Origin of the sequence: Hominilimicola sp., from assembly GCF_046972485.1 — a bacterium.
Classification (GTDB): Bacteria; Bacillota; Clostridia; order UBA1381; family UBA1381; genus Hominilimicola; species Hominilimicola fabiformis.
In genome coordinates, this window is sequence record NZ_JBKVWU010000041.1 from 1 (window position 1) to 16,975 (window position 16,975).

Consider the following 16,975-nt stretch of genomic DNA (forward strand, 5'->3'; position numbering starts at 1 on the left):
CAATAGCCGCACCTTTGGCAGGTGAAGTTATTGAAGATGTACTAAACTATCTCGGTGTTGAAAAGCAGTACACAGAAAATGAAGAACCTGACGTTAAGCAGGAAATACCTGACGTTAGAACAATGGATTTGACAGAGGCGAAGAAAGCCATTGTTGACAAAAAGTTGAATGTTCAAGTGAGAGGTGACGGTGATACGGTAGTTGACCAGCTTCCGAAACCGGGTACAATGCTTAACGAAGATTCAACGGTAATATTATATACAGAAGAAATTGACAAAACACATACGGTAACAGTACCTAATCTTAAAGGAATGTCCGTGGATAATGCGAAATATACTCTTGAAATGAGCGGACTGAACTTTGAGATTGTCGGTGCGGGACACAGTGAAGTGTCGAGTGCGTATGCGGTAAATCAGAGCATAGCGGCAGGCGAAGAGGTTACACCTGCGACAGTAATAGGCGTGGAATTCCGCCAAGTAACTTCAGACTAATAGGACAGGGGGAAATATCAAATGTTAGCAAGTGAATTATTAGGCAGTAAATGGCTTGATGAGCATGAAGATATAGATATAACCGGAATAGCGTACGATTCAAGAAACGTACTTCCGGGAAACATTTTTGTATGTATCAAAGGCTTTGAAACGGACGGACATAAATATGCAGAAATGGCAGTTAAAAACGGTGCGTCACTAATCGTTGCCGAAGATAAAATAGATGTAGATGTACCTGTTTGGTATGTTGAAAATTCGAGAGTTGAAATTGCGGAAATGGCTTGTAAGTATTACGGCAATCCGTCAAGCAAATTCAAACTTATCGGTATCACAGGCACAAACGGTAAGACTACAATAACATATTTAATAAAGAGTATAATCGAAACAGCCGGTATGAGAATCGGTGTTATCGGTACAAATCAAAATATTATCGGTGACAAGGTGCTTGTTACGCAAAGTACAACACCTACAACACCAAATGCACTTGAACTTCAACAGCTATTTGCGGAAATGGTTGACAGTGATGCGGAATGTGTTGTAATGGAAGTTTCGAGTCACGCACTTGAACTTGAAAGAGTACACGGTTGTCACTTTGACGTGGGTGTGTTCACAAATCTTACGCGTGACCACCTTGATTTCCATAAGACTATGGAAAATTACTTAAATGCAAAGGCTAAGCTGTTTAAAATCAGCGATAAGGGCGTTGTTAATTTCGATGATGACGGCGGTAAGAAGATTGTTGCAAACAATGACTGCGATATATTAAAAGTCGGTCTTTCGGACGGCTGTGACCTTAAAGCGAAAAATATTGAAATTTCATCATCGGGTGCTGATTTTGATGTTGAATATGACGGTAAGACATATCGTGTTCATATAGTAATTCCGGGCAAGTTCAGCGTGTATAATGCAATATGCGCCATGGGTGCGGCATTGCAGATGGGTATTGATATGGATACCATTATCAAAGGTCTTGAAAATGCAACAGGAGTTGTCGGACGTGTTGAGGTTGTTCCTACAAATACCGATTATACGGTTATAATCGACTATGCACACACACCGGACGGTCTTGAAAATATAATTAAAACCGTTAAAGATTTTGCAAAGGGTGAGGTTATAACATTGTTCGGCTGCGGCGGTGACAGAGATAATACGAAGCGACCGATTATGGGTGAAATCGCCGGAAAACTTTCGGATTACAGTATTATAACGTCAGACAATCCGCGTACGGAAGACCCTGTTTCTATTATAGAACAGATAGAAGTCGGAATGAAACGCACAGACGGAAAATATAAAGTAATAGTCGACAGACGAGATGCTATCGCATATGCTCTTGACCACGCAAAGAAAGATGATGTAATCATTCTTGCGGGTAAGGGACAGGAAACATATCAGATAATTGGTAAAGAGAAACACGACTTTGACGAACGTGTTGTTGTATATAAACACCTTAATAAATAATTGAAAAGGGCGGCTGAAAAACTACCGCCCTTATTTTTGAGCATAGGACAAAAAGAGAGAAAGGATTTAATTTATTATGCAGGCAATGACGATTGAAGATGTATTAAAAGCAACTGGGGGAACACTTTTAAGCGGTGACATACACCAAACTTTTAACGATGTAATCAGTGATTCGAGAAAGGTTACGGCAGGTGTGCTTTTTGTGCCGCTTGTCGGTGAAAAGTTTGACGGTCACGAATTTATAAAGGCGGCTTTCGACCTTGGTGCTTCGGCTGTTTTGACACAGAGAGATACCGAGCTTTTAGTAGATAAGACAATCGTAAAGGTTGAAGATACATTAAAGGCATTCGGCGACATTGCAAAGTATTACAAGCAAAAGTATAATGTTCCGACTGTTTCCGTTACGGGCAGTGTGGGAAAAACCACTACTAAAGATATGCTTGCATCAGTCCTTTCACAGAAGTATAATACACTTAAGACAATGGGCAATTTCAATAATGAAATAGGTTTGCCTATTACGATTTTCGGACTTGAAAAAGAACATGAGGCGGCTGTTCTTGAAATGGGAATGAACCATTTCGGTGAAATCGAACATCTTGCTGATATAGGCAGACCTGATGTTGCGGTTATAACAAACATCGGTCAGTCGCATATTGAAAATCTCGGCTCACGCGAAGGCATTTTCAAGGCGAAAATGGAAATGACAAAGCTGTTTACAAAGGATAATACACTTATAGTAAACGGCGATGATGATTACCTTTCAAAAACAAAGGGTATGGGTGAATACAAGGTAGTATATTACGGTATAACAAATCCTGAAAATGATGTTTACGCAAAGGATATTGAAAATAACGGACTTAACGGAATTAAATTCACCGCAGTTGTTGACGGCGGCGAATATCCTATTGAAGTAAATGTTCCGGGTAAACATAATGTGTACAATGCACTTGCGGCAATATGCGTAGGACGTGAATTTGATGTGCCTATGGATAAGATTGCAGAGGGAATACGCAGTTTTGAACTTACAAAAATGAGATTGGCTGTTGAAGAATATAACGGTATTACGATAATCAATGACTGTTATAATGCGTCACCGGATTCAATTAAAGCGGCACTCGGAGTACTTGCGGATACAGATAAAAACAGAAAAGTCGCAATTTTGGGCGACGTGCTTGAAATGGGCGATTTTGCAAAAGACGCACATTACAATCTCGGTAAGGTTGTCAAGGAGAGCGGAGTGGACTTGCTTATAACAGCCGGTGAAAATATGAAATATCTTGCACAAGGTGCAAAGGATAACGGTGTAGAAAATATAGTGTCATTTGATAAAACTCTTGAAGTGTGCAACTATGTCAAAGCTGAAATCAAGAGCGGTGACGCGGTGCTTATAAAGGCGTCAAGAGGAATGCACTTTGAAGAAGTATATAACACAATTAAAAATAAATAACGAGAGGAAAAGGATTAAAAAATGGAATTGATAAAAGAAATGTTAATGTCATCATTGCTTACACTTGTCGTTGCACTTGTTGTAACGCTTGTGTTCGGACCTGTGTTTATTCCGTGGCTCAGAAAACTTAAATTCGGTCAGGAAATAAGAGAAGAAGGTCCGAAGTGGCACCAGAAAAAATCGGGTACACCGACAATGGGCGGTATTATGTTCATAGTTGCAATGGCGATTGCGATACTTGTAACAACAGTCATTTTTGCAATGAACGGTAATTTTAACACGACATACGCAAGATGTATTGTATTGTTTGTAATATCACTCGGTTTCGGTGTTATCGGTTTTGTGGACGATTACATTAAAGTAGTAAAAAAACGTAATCTCGGACTTACAGCACCGCAGAAATTCATAATGCAAGTTGTGCTTGCGGCAATTTATATTGCAGTGCTTTACTTCATAGGCGAGCTTGATACGGCGATTAAAATACCGTTTACAAGTATTGAATGGATAATGCCGATATGGCTTTACATACCGTTCGTAATGTTCGTTGTCGTAGGTGTTGTAAATGCTGTAAATCTTACAGACGGACTTGACGGTTTGGCATCAAGTATAACGACAATAGTTGGAATATTCTTTATGCTTGTGTCATATATCGTATTTAAAGAGTATGGCGTGACTGTATTTTCAGTGGCATTAATCGGCGGTTTGATAGGGTTTTTGTGGTATAATAAATATCCTGCAAAGGTGTTTATGGGTGATACAGGCTCACTTTTCTTGGGTGCGTCGGTTGCACTTATGGCGATTGACCTAAAAATGCCTATACACCTTATATTGATAGGTTTTGTATACTTTATGGAAACACTTTCTGTAATTATGCAGACTGCATATTTCAAATATACAAAGAAGAAATACGGTGAGGGAAGAAGAATATTCAAGATGAGCCCTATTCACCACCATTTTGAAATGTGCGGTTGGAAAGAAAAGAAAATCGTTGCGGTATTTACATTGGTAACGGTAATTACTTGTGCCGTTGCATATTTTGCAATTTAAGACGAATTAATCGGAAGGAGATTTAGATATGGCAGGGACTGCATATCCTAAAAGAGCTATAAAACAGAATAGACGAACAACTCGTGCTAAAATAGGAAAACCGGTTAAGCTTGCACGAATGGGAGAGATAGACTATACATTTTTGTTTATAGTAATATTGTTGCTTTCATTCGGTTTGGTAATGCTGCTCTCGGCGTCTGCACCTGCCGGAAATACTTTACATAACAATTCGTACTACTTCTTTAATAAACAATTCCTTTGTGCAATATTGGGACTTATCGGAATGTGGGTTATTTCAAGAATTGATTACAATAAATATAAAAATACCGTTCCGAAGTTTATGATTGTATGTACAATACTTTTGGTCTGCGTTCTTATACCGGGTTTGGGTGTAAAATTGAACGGTTCGAGAAGATGGCTTAATACTCCGTTTCTTCAGCTTCAACCGTCGGAATTTATGAAACCCGTTATAGCGATGTATTTTGCACGACTTGTCGATTCGGGAAAATATAATTTGAAACATCTTAAGGGTAATTTGCCGTATATAGGAGTTATGCTTATAGTTGTCGGACTTATGCTTATGGAAACACACCTTAGCGGTGCGATAGTTATTGCCGGTATCGGTGTAAGCGTTATGATTGCAGGCGGTACACCGATTAAACCCGTACTTATCGGAGCGCTTATTCTTTTACCAATCGGCTTAGTCGGCGTTCGTGCACTCAGTGGTGTAAGATGGGCGAGAGTAACAAGTTTTATGAATCCGTTTGCGGATATTCGTGACGAAAGTTATCAGGTTGTACAAGGTCTTTATGCGATTGGCTCGGGCGGTATTTTCGGACTTGGCTTGGGACAGAGTGTACAGAAATATTCGTATTTACCTGAACCGTATAATGACTTTATATTCGCGATTGTTTGTGAGGAACTTGGTCTTATCGGTGCGGCTGTTGTAATTTTGCTTTTTGCGGCGCTTATTATAAGAGCAATAAGAATTGCTATGAATGCACCCGATACATACGGCTCACTTGTTGCGGTGGGGATTGCGGCTCAGCTTGCTATTCAGACGATACTTAATATCGCCGTTGCAACATCGAGCGTACCGAATACAGGTGTAGCATTGCCGTTTTTCAGTTACGGCGGTACGGCGATAATAACGCTTTTATGTGAAATGGGAGTATTGCTTAATATATCAAGACATTCCGTAAAAGATTAATGTGGAGGAAGATTTATGAGAGTATTATTTGCGGGCGGAGGAACAGGCGGACATATTAATCCGGCTATTTCAATCGCCGATTATGCAGCTAAACAGGATAAGGATTTTAAGGCTTTGTTTGTCGGTACAAAATCGGGACTTGAAACAAAACTTGTACCGAAAGCAGGATATGATATTGAATATATCGAAATACAAGGCTTTGACAGAAAACATATTTTCAGAAATTTTGAAACGGTAAAAAAACTTATTTCCGCAAGAAGAAAGTGCAATAAGATTATAAAGGAATTTAAACCCGACTGTATCGTTTGTACGGGCGGATATGTAAGCGGCCCTGTTGCTATGGCGTCAAAGAAAATGAAAGTGCCGTCGCTTATACATGAGCAAAATGTGTATCCGGGTATGACGGTAAAGGGAAGTGCAAATTATGTTACATATCTTGCACTCAGCTTTGAAGAAACAATTAATCATATGCAGCATAAGGAAAAATGTGTTGTAACAGGCAATCCGATCAGAAGTGAAATACTTCATTCCGATTACAAAAAGTCAAGAGAAAAGCTCGGTATAAAAAAGCCGTTTGTGCTTATTTTCGGCGGCAGTTTGGGTGCGGACAGAATTAATGATACGGTAATCGGTATGCTTGACAGAATATCAAAGGACAATAAAATCGAATTGCTGTTCGGAACCGGTGACAGAAATTACGATAAAATAATGAATAAAATTAAGGAGAGCGGAATAACTCTTTCGGATAACATAAAGATTGTGTCATATATTGACAATATGGCGGAGTGTATGGCGGCGGCAGACGTTGTTGTATCAAGAGCAGGTGCGATAACCGTAAGCGAAATTGCTGCACTCGGTAAACCGTCAATACTTATTCCGTCACCGAATGTTGTGCGTAATCACCAAGAGCAGAATGCAAGAGAATTTGAAAATAAGAATGCGGCAGAATTAATTTTAGAAAAAGATTTGACGTCTGACGCATTATACGATAAAATAATGTCTATGGTAAGCGATAAGGACAGATTGAAAGAGATGTCGGAAAATTTGAAACCGCTTGCCAAAGTAGACGCACTTGAAAAAATATATGAGCTTATGATAAAAATGGCAAAAGGAGATAGAAAATGAAAATCACGACAGTAAAAGGTACAAATGATTATCTTCCTGAAGAAGTCAGACTTAGAGATTATCTTCAAAATCAAATTTTAAATACATATCAGGATGCCGGCTTTGAACGTATTATGACGCCTGCAGTTGAAGATATTGAAAATCTTGATAAGAGTGACGGCGGTGATAATCTTAATTTGATATTTAAAATTTTAAAGCGTGGAGATAAGCTAAAGAAAGCAATGGACAGCGGTGATACAAATAAGCTTTGTGATATGGGACTTAGATATGACCTTACACTTCCGCTTTCAAGATATTATGCAAATAATCGTGAACAACTTGTTCTTCCTGCAAAGTGTATACAGATTGATAAGGTGTACAGAGCGGAAAGACCGCAAAAGGGCAGACTTCGTGAGTTTGTGCAGTGTGATATTGATATAATCGGCTCATCTTCTATAAGCTCTGAAATCGAGCTTATTCATACAACAGCAAAAGCACTTTTGTCACTTGATATAAAGGACTTTACCGTAAAAATTAATGACAGAAGAATTTTAAGAGCATTGCTTAAAGGTGTAGGCTTTGAAGAAAGTCAGCTTGACAGCGTGTGTATTACATTTGATAAAATGGATAAAATCGGTGCTGAGGGCGTTATCGGTGAGCTTACCGATAAAGGTTTTGACGGCGGTGCTATCGCAAAATTCGGTGAAGTCATCGCAAAACCACTTACTGTTGAAAGCGTAAAAGATGTTTGCGGTGAAGAATCTGCCGAAAGTATTGAAACAATAATTAATGCAGTTGAAAAACTTTCGGATGGTGCGTATAAGATTAAGTTCGATATTTCTCTTGTAAGAGGTCAGGGATATTATACAGGTACTGTATTTGAAATCGTAAGCGATAAGTTTAAAGGCTCTATTGCCGGCGGCGGTCGTTACGATAACTTAATCGGTAAATTTACAGGTGAAAATATTCCTGCGGTAGGTTTTTCAATAGGTTTTGAAAGAATTTTCTCACTTCTTACAGAGGCAGGATATACAATTCCCGATACTAAAAAGAGAATTGCTTTGCTTCACGATAAAGCAGACGTTGTAAATGCAATAGAAGAGGCAGAAAAACTGCGTAAGGATTATGATGTTGTAATCTATGAAAAGCCAAAGAAATTGTCTAAATTCCTTGATAAAATTCAGGCAAAGGGTTACTTTGGTTTCTGCTTCCTTGGAGAAGAAATAAGAGAATTGAAGAAATAAGAATCTAAGCAAGCTATACAACAAAATAGCTTGCTTTTGTTGCTTGAGAATGTGAGGTTGTGAAAATATGAATTTGGGATTTTATATGCCTACAAAGGTTATTGTGGGAAAGGATTGTGTCAGAGAAAACAGTGACGTTTTCAAAATAGGAAAGAAAGCACTTATCGTTACAGGCAAAAATTCCGCAAAATTAAGCGGCGCACTTGACGATGTCAAATATGCGCTTGAAAAGAATAATATTGAATATGTAATATTCGATAAGGTTATGAGTAATCCGACAGTTGAGTGTGTGTATGACGGTGCGGAAACGGCGATGGAGGAAGAAGTTGATTTTGTCATTGCCATAGGCGGCGGCTCGCCGATGGACTCGGCAAAGGCTATTGCATTGCTGGCAGTATCGGACATTGAAAGAAAGAATTTGTTTGACGGCAACATAGGCAATAAGGCACTTCCTATGATACATATTCCGACAACTGCCGGAACCGGTTCGGAGGTTACACCGTATGCGATTTTGACAAACCACGAAAAACAGACAAAAAAGAGTATTGCGTCACCATGCCTTTTCCCAACATACGCATTGCTTGACGCAAAATACACAAAAAATCTCGGACTTGCCACTACGGTCAATACCGCAATAGATTCACTTTCACATTCGGTTGAAGGAATGATGTCAAAGAGGGCGAATATAATGGCTGATATAATAGCTAAAGAGGCTGTTAAAATTATTGCGTCAACATTTGATGATTTAATTAGCGGTGAACTTACGGAAGACGACAGAGAAAAACTGCTTTATGCGTCAATGCTTGGAGGTGTTGTTATATCGCAAACAAAAACAACGGCGGTACATGCAATGGGCTATTCGCTTACATATTTCAAAAATATCGACCACGGCAGAGCAAACGGATTGTTGCTCGGTGAGTTTACAAAGTATATTGAAAGAAATGATAAGGACAGAGTTAAGGAAATATTGTCTTGTATGAATTTAGACAGTGCAGAAGAATTTAAAAATATTCTTGCGAAAATTTTGGATGATAAAGAAAAGTTTGAAAAAGAAGAACTTGAATTGTATGCAGAAATTGCTCAAAATGCAGGCGGTACACTAAACAGTATGTTCGTTCCGTCAAGAGATGAAATACTTCAAATATATGTAGAGTCATTGATGTAAAAAAACGGCGGTCTTTGACCGCTGTTTTTTATGTGTGGAATGTTAAAGGGCGGCCAATGACCGCCCGTACGAATATGAATGGCAGATGACCGCTTATGTTAAACAATATTGTATGTAGGGGCGACCATTGGTCGCCCTTTTTTAGATATTAAGGCAGTAGGGAACGGCACCACGATGTCCCGAGAAGCCACTCCGCAGTCGGCGTTGCCGACAGCTCCCCACAAGGGGAGCCAAAAAGCCTCTCCTTGAGGAGAGGTGTCACGAAGTGACGGAGTGGCAAAAATTAATCACCAGTCAAAAAATCTTTCGGCGATTTACCGGTAAGTTTTTTAAACGCTTTATAAAACGTGGAATAATCATTAAACCCACATTCATAGCAAAGCCCCATAATATCCGCACCTTCGGAAAGCATTTGTTTCGCCTTAGTGATTTTTCTTGTATTCATAAATTCTTTTATTGTAATACCGGTCTGTTTTTTAAATGTATGGCACATATAATACTTATTAATAAAAAATTTCTCTGCTAAAAAATCCAGTGTTATATCTGCGGAAATATTATCGGTAAGGTAATCTATTATATCGTCAATACGGTTATTATTTGTCGGTTTTATCGGCAAAACGGTGTTGTCAAGTGCATGATTTACCGCGACAAGAAACTGTAAAAAATACGATTTTATCATAGCGTCACTTTCGGGTACTCTGTTTAAAATGTAATGTTCAACCTTTTTGAAATAATCGTAAAGTCCGAAAGACTGAACAATGTCTGACGGTATTCTGTTATTTTCGCCAATAGGTGAAGAATTTATTTTATCAAACAAATCAAATTCGGTGATAAAGTCGGGATGTATCTGCATAAAAATACGTTCATACGGCTTTTCTGACTGAAAGAAAATCGTATGAAGTTCTCCTGGTCTTGTAAGCAAAATATCGCCGGGGTGAATTTTATATAGATTATCTTCGACTATGTACGTTGCATCACCCGATATAAAATATAGAAATTCATAATATTTATGAAGGTGCAAGTTAAGCTCCGGAGGCTTTGAACGGAAATAACTGTAAAGATATTCTTTCTGTTTATATGAAATTGCATCCATAAAATACACCTCCTACACAATTATTATAGCATAACAGGACAATATTTGCAATATTTTGGACAACAAATGCAATGGAATAAATTTAATTATTGTGTTATTATATAACCGTAAAATAAATCTCTCTCTCAGACAATCGTATTCTTATATAGATACGGTTGTTTTTTTATAATAAAATAGGTCGAAAAATATTTACTTGATACATTTTTTGTGATAGAATATTTATACCGATAATTTATAAAAAGGTTGAGGCAGTTGTAATGTTGAAAAAATATTTTAAGGACGAAAGCTATAATATAATGCCATGTGGCGTTGTTGCGTTTCAAAATGACAGTACGCTTAAAATTATTTCGGCGAATGATTACTATTATTCGACCTATGCGAACGGAAATTTTGAAAGTCTTAATATTTGCGAAGAAGACAAAAATATTATAGCTGATTTGAAAGATAAAAATGAAGTGGTATACAAATGTATTGTTTCGGACGGATCGATACGTTATATTTGTATGCATTTGACTAAATATAATGAAAATGATATTCTCGGTATTCTTATGGACGTTACGGAACAGCATACGAATCTTGTCAGGATGAAAGATGAGAGAAGATGTTTTACATTTGCTCTTAAAAGTTCAAAAAACATTGTTTTTGAACATAACGTAGCGGACGATAATATGACTTTATATATTCCGGTGAAAGGTCAAACCGAACTGAAAAAACTGTCTGTTCCCAATAATACGGAAGATGCTGTTTATGAGCTTGCGGATAAAAGAGATTACGGTTATCTTAAAGAAAACATATTCAATGAAAAAGTAGAAAATATAAGCGTCAGAATGAAGTTGCCTGGCGATAAGAATTATGAATGGCACCGCGTTTTCAGAAATTTTGAACATGATGAAAAGGGTAATCTTAAAAGAATTTTCGGAACAATAACGAATATCGAGGACGAAAAACATCATGAAAAAGAATTAAAAGAAAAAATCGAGATTGACCCGGTACTTCATGTCTATAACAGAAATGCAGGCGTCGAGAGGATTAATGAGTATATAAAATCCAATCCCGAAAGCAGAGATTACGCACTGTTTGTTATTGATATTGATGATTTTAAAAATATAAATGACACATACGGACATTTATACGGTGATACCGTTATTGCCATGGTTGCGGAAATGCTGAACAAGGCAACCGATGATGACACTATTGTCGGAAGATACGGCGGTGATGAATTTTTCGTGTTTTTGAAAAGTAGCAGAATAGCAGAGAATGCCGACAGAGTTGTTGACAATGTATGTAAGATTAATATTTCAGACGATAAGAGAATAACGTGCAGTGTCGGAGTGGCAGACGGCAGAATATTTGAAGAAGTGCCTGATTATAAAGCGTTGTTCTCAAAAGCAGATAAGGCACTGTACAGTACAAAAAAGAATGGCAAGGCTCACTGGGAGATATACAATGAAAATATTGTGTACGACAATTCAAGCCATGCGATTGATTATGAAGCTGAGGACGCCGAAAACAGTACGGAATTATTTAAGACACGCGATATGATGAAAGTATTCCTTGAACTTTCTTCAAGTGCGAAAAACAGCGATGACGCAATGTATAAGATTATTCGGTATGTGGCTGAAAAGTTCGATATTGACTGGTTTCAGATAATGAAGGTCAATACCAAGGAAGATTTAATCACAATAAGCTATGAATGGTGCAGTGATCCGAAATTTCAGAATAATGCGGGAAAAAGAGGATATTATGCTCATTCTGACATTGAGCATTTCAAAGAATTTTTTGAAAAATATCCTGTATTTATTCTTTCAAATGAAAAAATAAACGGATTTTCGTTAAAGTTTCAACGTGAATTTGAAAAGAATAAAAAGAATGGTGAAGTGGTATATAATGCAAATATTACAACAGGAGATTCGTTCTTTATGTTTGTTTGTACGAGATTCGGATATGAAAATCCTTGGCAGATAGAAGAATGCGTTGAATTGAATATGGCGACTAAGCTTATGACGATGTACATTTCTCAAAGCGATAAGGAAACGGAAAATGAGAAAAAGCTTAGAAAAATAATTGATTATGACCGCAAAACCAGTTGTTATACTATTGCAAAGTTTTATGAACAGATAGGCAGACTGAGAAAATTTGCAGAGGAAAAAGACGAACAGGTTGCTCTGTTACATACCGATTTTTCGGGAATGCTTGATTTCAACGAACGGTTCGGTCAGATTGAGGGAGATAAGGTTTTTACAGAGTTTGTAAACTGTATTTTGCCAAGTGATAATGATTATAATATTATAACTCACATTGACGGTGCGGATATTTTTTTCAGTGCGTTCAGATTTAAAAATTTAGAAAGCTTTGATAAGATAGATGCGTTAAATAAACAATTCAGTAAAATGATTAATGAAAAATATCCCGGCGCGCATATTATTGTTAAAACAGGAATTTATGTGCTTAAAACAAATGAAGTTGTGGGAGTGGGGCTGGATAAGGCTTTGAAAGCTAAAAAGACTGTGAAAAATCCTACAGAATCATTTTGCATTGTCTATGACAAAGATAAACATGAAAATAGCTGTTGCTAATTGCAACAGCTATTTTTTATTGAGTTTTCAATTTGTATAATCGGTCATAACTGTATTCATCGATAAGCTCGTAATTATTGTTGATTATATTCATAAACTGCTTACTGTTTACAATGTCGATATTGTGTATAACGACCCACTTAGGTTGTTTTTCAAGCATCATTTGATTAATTTGACGACCGAACTCGGGATACATTTCCGACCACCATTCCTGAAGAATAAATATCTTAAAGCAAGGCATAATGTCGGCTTGCAAAAGCCAAGTTGCCGAAATGTCGTAGCAGTATACGCTGTCTTTGTCTTCATCGGGAATTTGCGAGCTAAGCTGTTTTGCACTGTAATAAATATCCGAATATACGTCGCTTGTTTTGGCAGGGTGACTTTGCGAATACAACTTCTTTGAGTAATGCACTATATTTGACTCTGATTGAACAAAGTAATTTGCCAACGGAAATGCCATTATTACGCAAAGTATTACTGCAAGAATGTTTATTTTATTTGATGTAATATAGAAGAATACAGCGCAATAAATCGGTATTAAAGGTATAAGCGTTGTGTAATAATGCGTGTAACTGAAACCGAGTAATATAGGTATCAGTGCGAATATGGATATTGTTGTGATAAATGACGCAACCTTTGGACCAAGTCGTTTTGCGAAAAATGACGATATGAATATCATCATCAAGACAGGTGCAACCCATCGCAGAAGCAGTAATATGGCTGATGATGTCTTTTCTGATGAGCCTTCCGACGCGTATAGAAAGTTGAATACGAAAGTAGAAAACAACATATCCGACAGCGTCCCTTTAATAAGGAAGAAAAGGCATACAGGCACTGCCACTATCAATACACCGACTATAAAATACAGTATATTTTTAAATATTTCTTTGATATGCTCGTTTATAAAGTCGGTCATAATCGTAACGAATACAATACCGCAGATAATCAGTCCGTTGTTTACGCGGATAAATGCACAAATTCCAAAACATATTCCGTAAATAACCATATTTTTGCGAGGGTGAGGTGCTTTTGGGTGCTTTGTGATGAATTTTAATGCGGTGTAAATCGCTATCATACAGTAGAGAATACAGTATTCTTCCGTTAAGTTGCCGTCGCTGATTGTCGCACCGAATGCAAGAATGGTGATTATAACGCAAATTACCGAGCGTATCGGTTTTGTGAAAAAACGTGCCGTTTTGTACATAAATATCGAAGATATTGAAAGGGATATACATTGTAGTATGAATATGCCTACTTTTGATTTTGTCAGGAAATATCCCAATGCATTTATGTAAAACAAAATCGGACCTTTGTGGTCAAAATAATCTCTGTATGCGTCCTTGCCGAGCGTTATCGCTTTTCCGAAGAATATGAAAATGCTTGAATCACCGTCGCATAAGTCCTTGTATAGCGGACTTGTGGACGCAGACAGAAGTAACAGAAATGCTATGCAGAATAATGTTAAAAATGCATAGATTATTAGATTTTTGCGTGTTTTTTTACTTTTTAAACTCACTGATATTTTTGTACCGATTTTTTTCTGATTGAGTTTTTCTTGTATATTGTCTTTTGTATTTTGTAAGAATTGCTTAAATTCAATTTTGTTCATTATATGCTCCTGTGTTTTGTGTATTGTTTATAATACTATTATAAACAATATGATTATATTTGTAAAGCAAATTTACAGTTGAAAAAAATAAAAATGTGATATAATAAAATTATGGTGTTATATATTATGGGGGTGTTGTGACATGAAATGGATTAAAAACTTAGAAAGCATAGCAATAACAAAAACAAGCGGAAAATGCCCTCATTGCGGCAGTAATAATACAGATTATACTTTTGTAGGAAATGTCGGAGGAGTCGGATATGGTGAAATATGGTGTAATGATTGTAAGTCAGCATATCATCTATCAAGAGTATTGATTACGAAAGAGTATAATTTGAATAAAGAAATTCCTAAAAATATCATATATAGATAAATATACAATAAAAAGAATAACTGGTCTCCTAACAGAGCAGGGTTCACTATAAAAACCCCGCTATCTAAAGGTTCTTCTAAAATAAGTATACCGAATTTATTGTAATACTAATATAAACCGTATAAATACTTGATATTCAAGTATTTATACGGTTTATACGTTTTGGCGAGTATCAAATTCCTTCTATAAAATAGAGAATACTGCCATAGGTTTGGCTGTATTACTTTTAAAATTGATAAAAATGATTTATTTTAGTATTCCGCCGACGATACTGCCAACTAAACTGTCAGAACCTGAATTTGCAGTTGTTTGTTCAGGACCGTTTGATGATGGATTAACTGTACCGTTCATGGTTGGAGCAACAAGAACTTTACCTGTACCGCGATAGACATTTACTACACCTTCACCTGAAAGAGTAGAGCCGACTATGGACTTGCTTGCATTTTCTGTTGTAAATTGCAATGATGATGACCATGCTATTGCCATATTACCGTCTATTTTTAAGACATCATTATCCAATTCAAATTCAACTAATTCTTCTCTCGGAACAGGTGATTCAAGCACACAAAAACCGTTACCCGAAAGTGTAAGGTTGAAAATACCTTCTCCTGATAATAATGCTGTGGCAACATCACTTCTTTTATTAATTGACTCTTGTATATTACCTTCACAAGCAAGGAATAAGCCGTCATCTAATACAATACCTTTTCCCCAAGAAGCAACATCTTCAATAAGAAGGAAGTTATAAGTCGGCTCTAACATAACACAACCTGTACCTGTGTAAAGCGGTTTAACGGCTGATTCACCTGTTACGGCACCTTTTACCAATTTACCGAAAAAGTCTTTAGCACCTGATACACCTGAATCCATTTCAACATCGCCTGTTATCCATTGCATTGCTCCTGCTTGTAATTTGACTGTACTATTATCAAGTTTACATAGTACTTGACGCTTCTTTACATTCATCTGTTCCATAAAATAAGAATTCATTGCAGTATTGCTATCAACGCTTAAATCATGTTGGTGTTCGTAAATTGAGAATACACCGCCTTCAGCAATGCACTTTACATTGGAATTGTCAAAGAAATTATTAATTTTTATCATAAGTTACATCTCCTAATTATATTTTTTATAGTGTGCCGGTTTTAAAATAGGCTGTCTAATTCGTCAAATGCATCATTTAAAGCATTTTCTGCCGCTCTTAATGGGTCTATGTAGAATATCATAAAACAGCTGATTAATAGTATAACAGGGAATAGTGCTATAATAATTGCAAATATATCATTTGAAAGCAATGTTTCTTTGTGAGTATTGCATACAGTGTTTTTTGTGTAGTTTATTAGTGCAGATACAGAATGTCTGTTTTCTTTATCAATAGATAAGAAAGAGATTACAACAGCAAATAAATACAGAATTAACCCCAATAAACCGCTTGTTGTAATCATTACGATAACAGCAATTATTGCAATGATAAAAGTTATTATACCTCTTGTTTTTGATGGTTTATCCATTTAGAAATACCTCCTTTATTTCTTTTTCGTACTTTCTTTGATTATTCGTCTGACTGATTTTTCGGAATAATCATATTTTTTCGCTAATGTTTTGACATTAGTACCGTCATACTCTTTAATTATCATCTCCTTTACACATTGTGTATCAAAAAATCGCACAGGGAAGTTTACCTGTGTACCTTTGAACATTTGATGAATGGTTAAAGCTGTTTCAATTCCAAGCTGTTCACTGATTTCTCTGTACACCTTGTGGAATAAATTTTTGTCGTATTCGCTCATTTCCATCACCTCATGAGTGTATTGTAGCACACCTTTTGGAGCAGTACAAATCTCAATGTCATTGACTTTTTCTGTATGTTTGTCCATTTTTACCTCCATAAGTATAAGATAGTTATTAAGTTAAGAATATATATTTATATAACAGGTAAATTCGGATAGAGCAGTATAGATTAATATAAATTAAAATAATATAAAATTAAATTGTAAAAAAACAGTGAACTGTTGCATAAAAAATAATACAAAAAAACACTACAAACCTCATGGTTTATAGTGTTTCTGTGTCCCAAAACTGTGGGAATTGTTGGCGGAGAAGGAGGGATTTGAACCCTCGCGCCAGTTTCCTGACCTACACCCTTAGCAGGGGCGCC

General features: G+C 36.7%; 16 protein-coding genes. 10 read left to right on the forward strand and 6 right to left on the reverse strand.

What is annotated here, in order from left to right; genetic code table 11:
* The 8 genes from ACLTU0_RS06155 to ACLTU0_RS06190 form a co-directional block, all read left to right on the forward strand.
* The coding region (locus tag ACLTU0_RS06155; RefSeq protein ID WP_412321667.1) for a PASTA domain-containing protein at positions 1-491 on the forward strand (491 nt) is incomplete at its 5' end.
* Positions 492-512: 21 nt separating this feature from the next.
* Positions 513-1,949, forward strand: coding sequence for a UDP-N-acetylmuramoyl-L-alanyl-D-glutamate--2,6-diaminopimelate ligase (locus tag ACLTU0_RS06160; RefSeq protein WP_412294914.1), 1,437 nt, complete (start codon positions 513-515; stop codon positions 1,947-1,949).
* Positions 1,950-2,025: 76 nt separating this feature from the next.
* Positions 2,026-3,396, forward strand: a complete 1,371-nt coding sequence (locus tag ACLTU0_RS06165) for a UDP-N-acetylmuramoyl-tripeptide--D-alanyl-D-alanine ligase (RefSeq protein WP_337600834.1) — start codon at positions 2,026-2,028, stop codon at positions 3,394-3,396.
* Positions 3,397-3,417: 21 nt separating this feature from the next.
* Complete coding sequence (gene mraY / locus ACLTU0_RS06170; RefSeq protein ID WP_412321668.1) at positions 3,418-4,443, forward strand: phospho-N-acetylmuramoyl-pentapeptide-transferase; 1,026 nt, start codon at positions 3,418-3,420, stop codon at positions 4,441-4,443.
* Between the two features lie 28 nt (positions 4,444-4,471).
* Positions 4,472-5,653, forward strand: coding sequence for a putative lipid II flippase FtsW (gene ftsW / locus ACLTU0_RS06175; protein WP_117967438.1), 1,182 nt, complete (start codon positions 4,472-4,474; stop codon positions 5,651-5,653).
* 15 nt (positions 5,654-5,668) lie between these two features.
* Entirely contained in the window at positions 5,669-6,778 is a 1,110-nt protein-coding gene (gene murG / locus ACLTU0_RS06180) for an undecaprenyldiphospho-muramoylpentapeptide beta-N-acetylglucosaminyltransferase (RefSeq protein ID WP_308456916.1), read from the forward strand.
* A complete protein-coding gene (gene hisS / locus ACLTU0_RS06185; RefSeq protein ID WP_308456917.1) occupies positions 6,775-8,001 on the forward strand; it encodes a histidine--tRNA ligase in 1,227 nt (408 codons plus the stop codon). The genes murG and hisS overlap by 4 nt, the downstream gene beginning before the upstream one ends.
* Positions 8,002-8,068: 67 nt before the next feature.
* A complete protein-coding gene (locus ACLTU0_RS06190; protein ID WP_412321669.1) occupies positions 8,069-9,166 on the forward strand; it encodes an iron-containing alcohol dehydrogenase family protein in 1,098 nt (365 codons plus the stop codon).
* A 283-nt stretch (positions 9,167-9,449) separates the two neighbouring features.
* Here ACLTU0_RS06190 and ACLTU0_RS06195 read toward each other — a convergent pair whose 3' ends face one another.
* A complete protein-coding gene (locus ACLTU0_RS06195; protein WP_412321670.1) occupies positions 9,450-10,259 on the reverse strand; it encodes a helix-turn-helix domain-containing protein in 810 nt (269 codons plus the stop codon).
* A gap of 257 nt (positions 10,260-10,516) precedes the next feature.
* On the opposite strand from ACLTU0_RS06195, the gene ACLTU0_RS06200 reads away from it, so the two are divergent.
* A complete protein-coding gene (locus ACLTU0_RS06200) occupies positions 10,517-12,835 on the forward strand; it encodes a GGDEF domain-containing protein (protein ID WP_412276378.1) in 2,319 nt (772 codons plus the stop codon).
* A 16-nt stretch (positions 12,836-12,851) separates the two neighbouring features.
* Here ACLTU0_RS06200 and ACLTU0_RS06205 read toward each other — a convergent pair whose 3' ends face one another.
* Positions 12,852-14,444 (reverse strand): glycosyltransferase family 39 protein, encoded by a 1,593-nt coding sequence (locus ACLTU0_RS06205; RefSeq protein WP_412321671.1) that lies wholly within the window; start codon positions 14,442-14,444, stop codon positions 12,852-12,854.
* Positions 14,445-14,586: 142 nt separating this feature from the next.
* On the opposite strand from ACLTU0_RS06205, the gene ACLTU0_RS06210 reads away from it, so the two are divergent.
* A complete protein-coding gene (locus tag ACLTU0_RS06210; protein WP_412321672.1) occupies positions 14,587-14,817 on the forward strand; it encodes a hypothetical protein in 231 nt (76 codons plus the stop codon).
* 246 nt (positions 14,818-15,063) lie between these two features.
* Here ACLTU0_RS06210 and ACLTU0_RS06215 read toward each other — a convergent pair whose 3' ends face one another.
* The 4 genes from ACLTU0_RS06215 to ACLTU0_RS06230 form a co-directional block, all read right to left on the reverse strand.
* Positions 15,064-15,921 carry an AIM24 family protein gene (locus ACLTU0_RS06215; protein WP_308456922.1) on the reverse strand — a complete coding sequence of 286 codons (858 nt, stop codon included), beginning with the start codon at positions 15,919-15,921 and terminating at the stop codon, positions 15,064-15,066.
* Positions 15,922-15,962: 41 nt separating this feature from the next.
* The gene (locus ACLTU0_RS06220) at positions 15,963-16,328 is read right to left on the reverse strand and encodes a hypothetical protein (protein WP_118446843.1); all 366 of its coding nucleotides are present in this window, start codon (positions 16,326-16,328) and stop codon (positions 15,963-15,965) included.
* A 15-nt stretch (positions 16,329-16,343) separates the two neighbouring features.
* Positions 16,344-16,694 carry a Mor transcription activator family protein gene (locus ACLTU0_RS06225; RefSeq protein ID WP_412321673.1) on the reverse strand — a complete coding sequence of 117 codons (351 nt, stop codon included), beginning with the start codon at positions 16,692-16,694 and terminating at the stop codon, positions 16,344-16,346.
* A gap of 83 nt (positions 16,695-16,777) precedes the next feature.
* Positions 16,778-16,975, reverse strand: a 198-nt coding sequence (locus ACLTU0_RS06230; RefSeq protein ID WP_412321674.1) for a hypothetical protein, incomplete at its 5' end; no start/stop codon positions are given.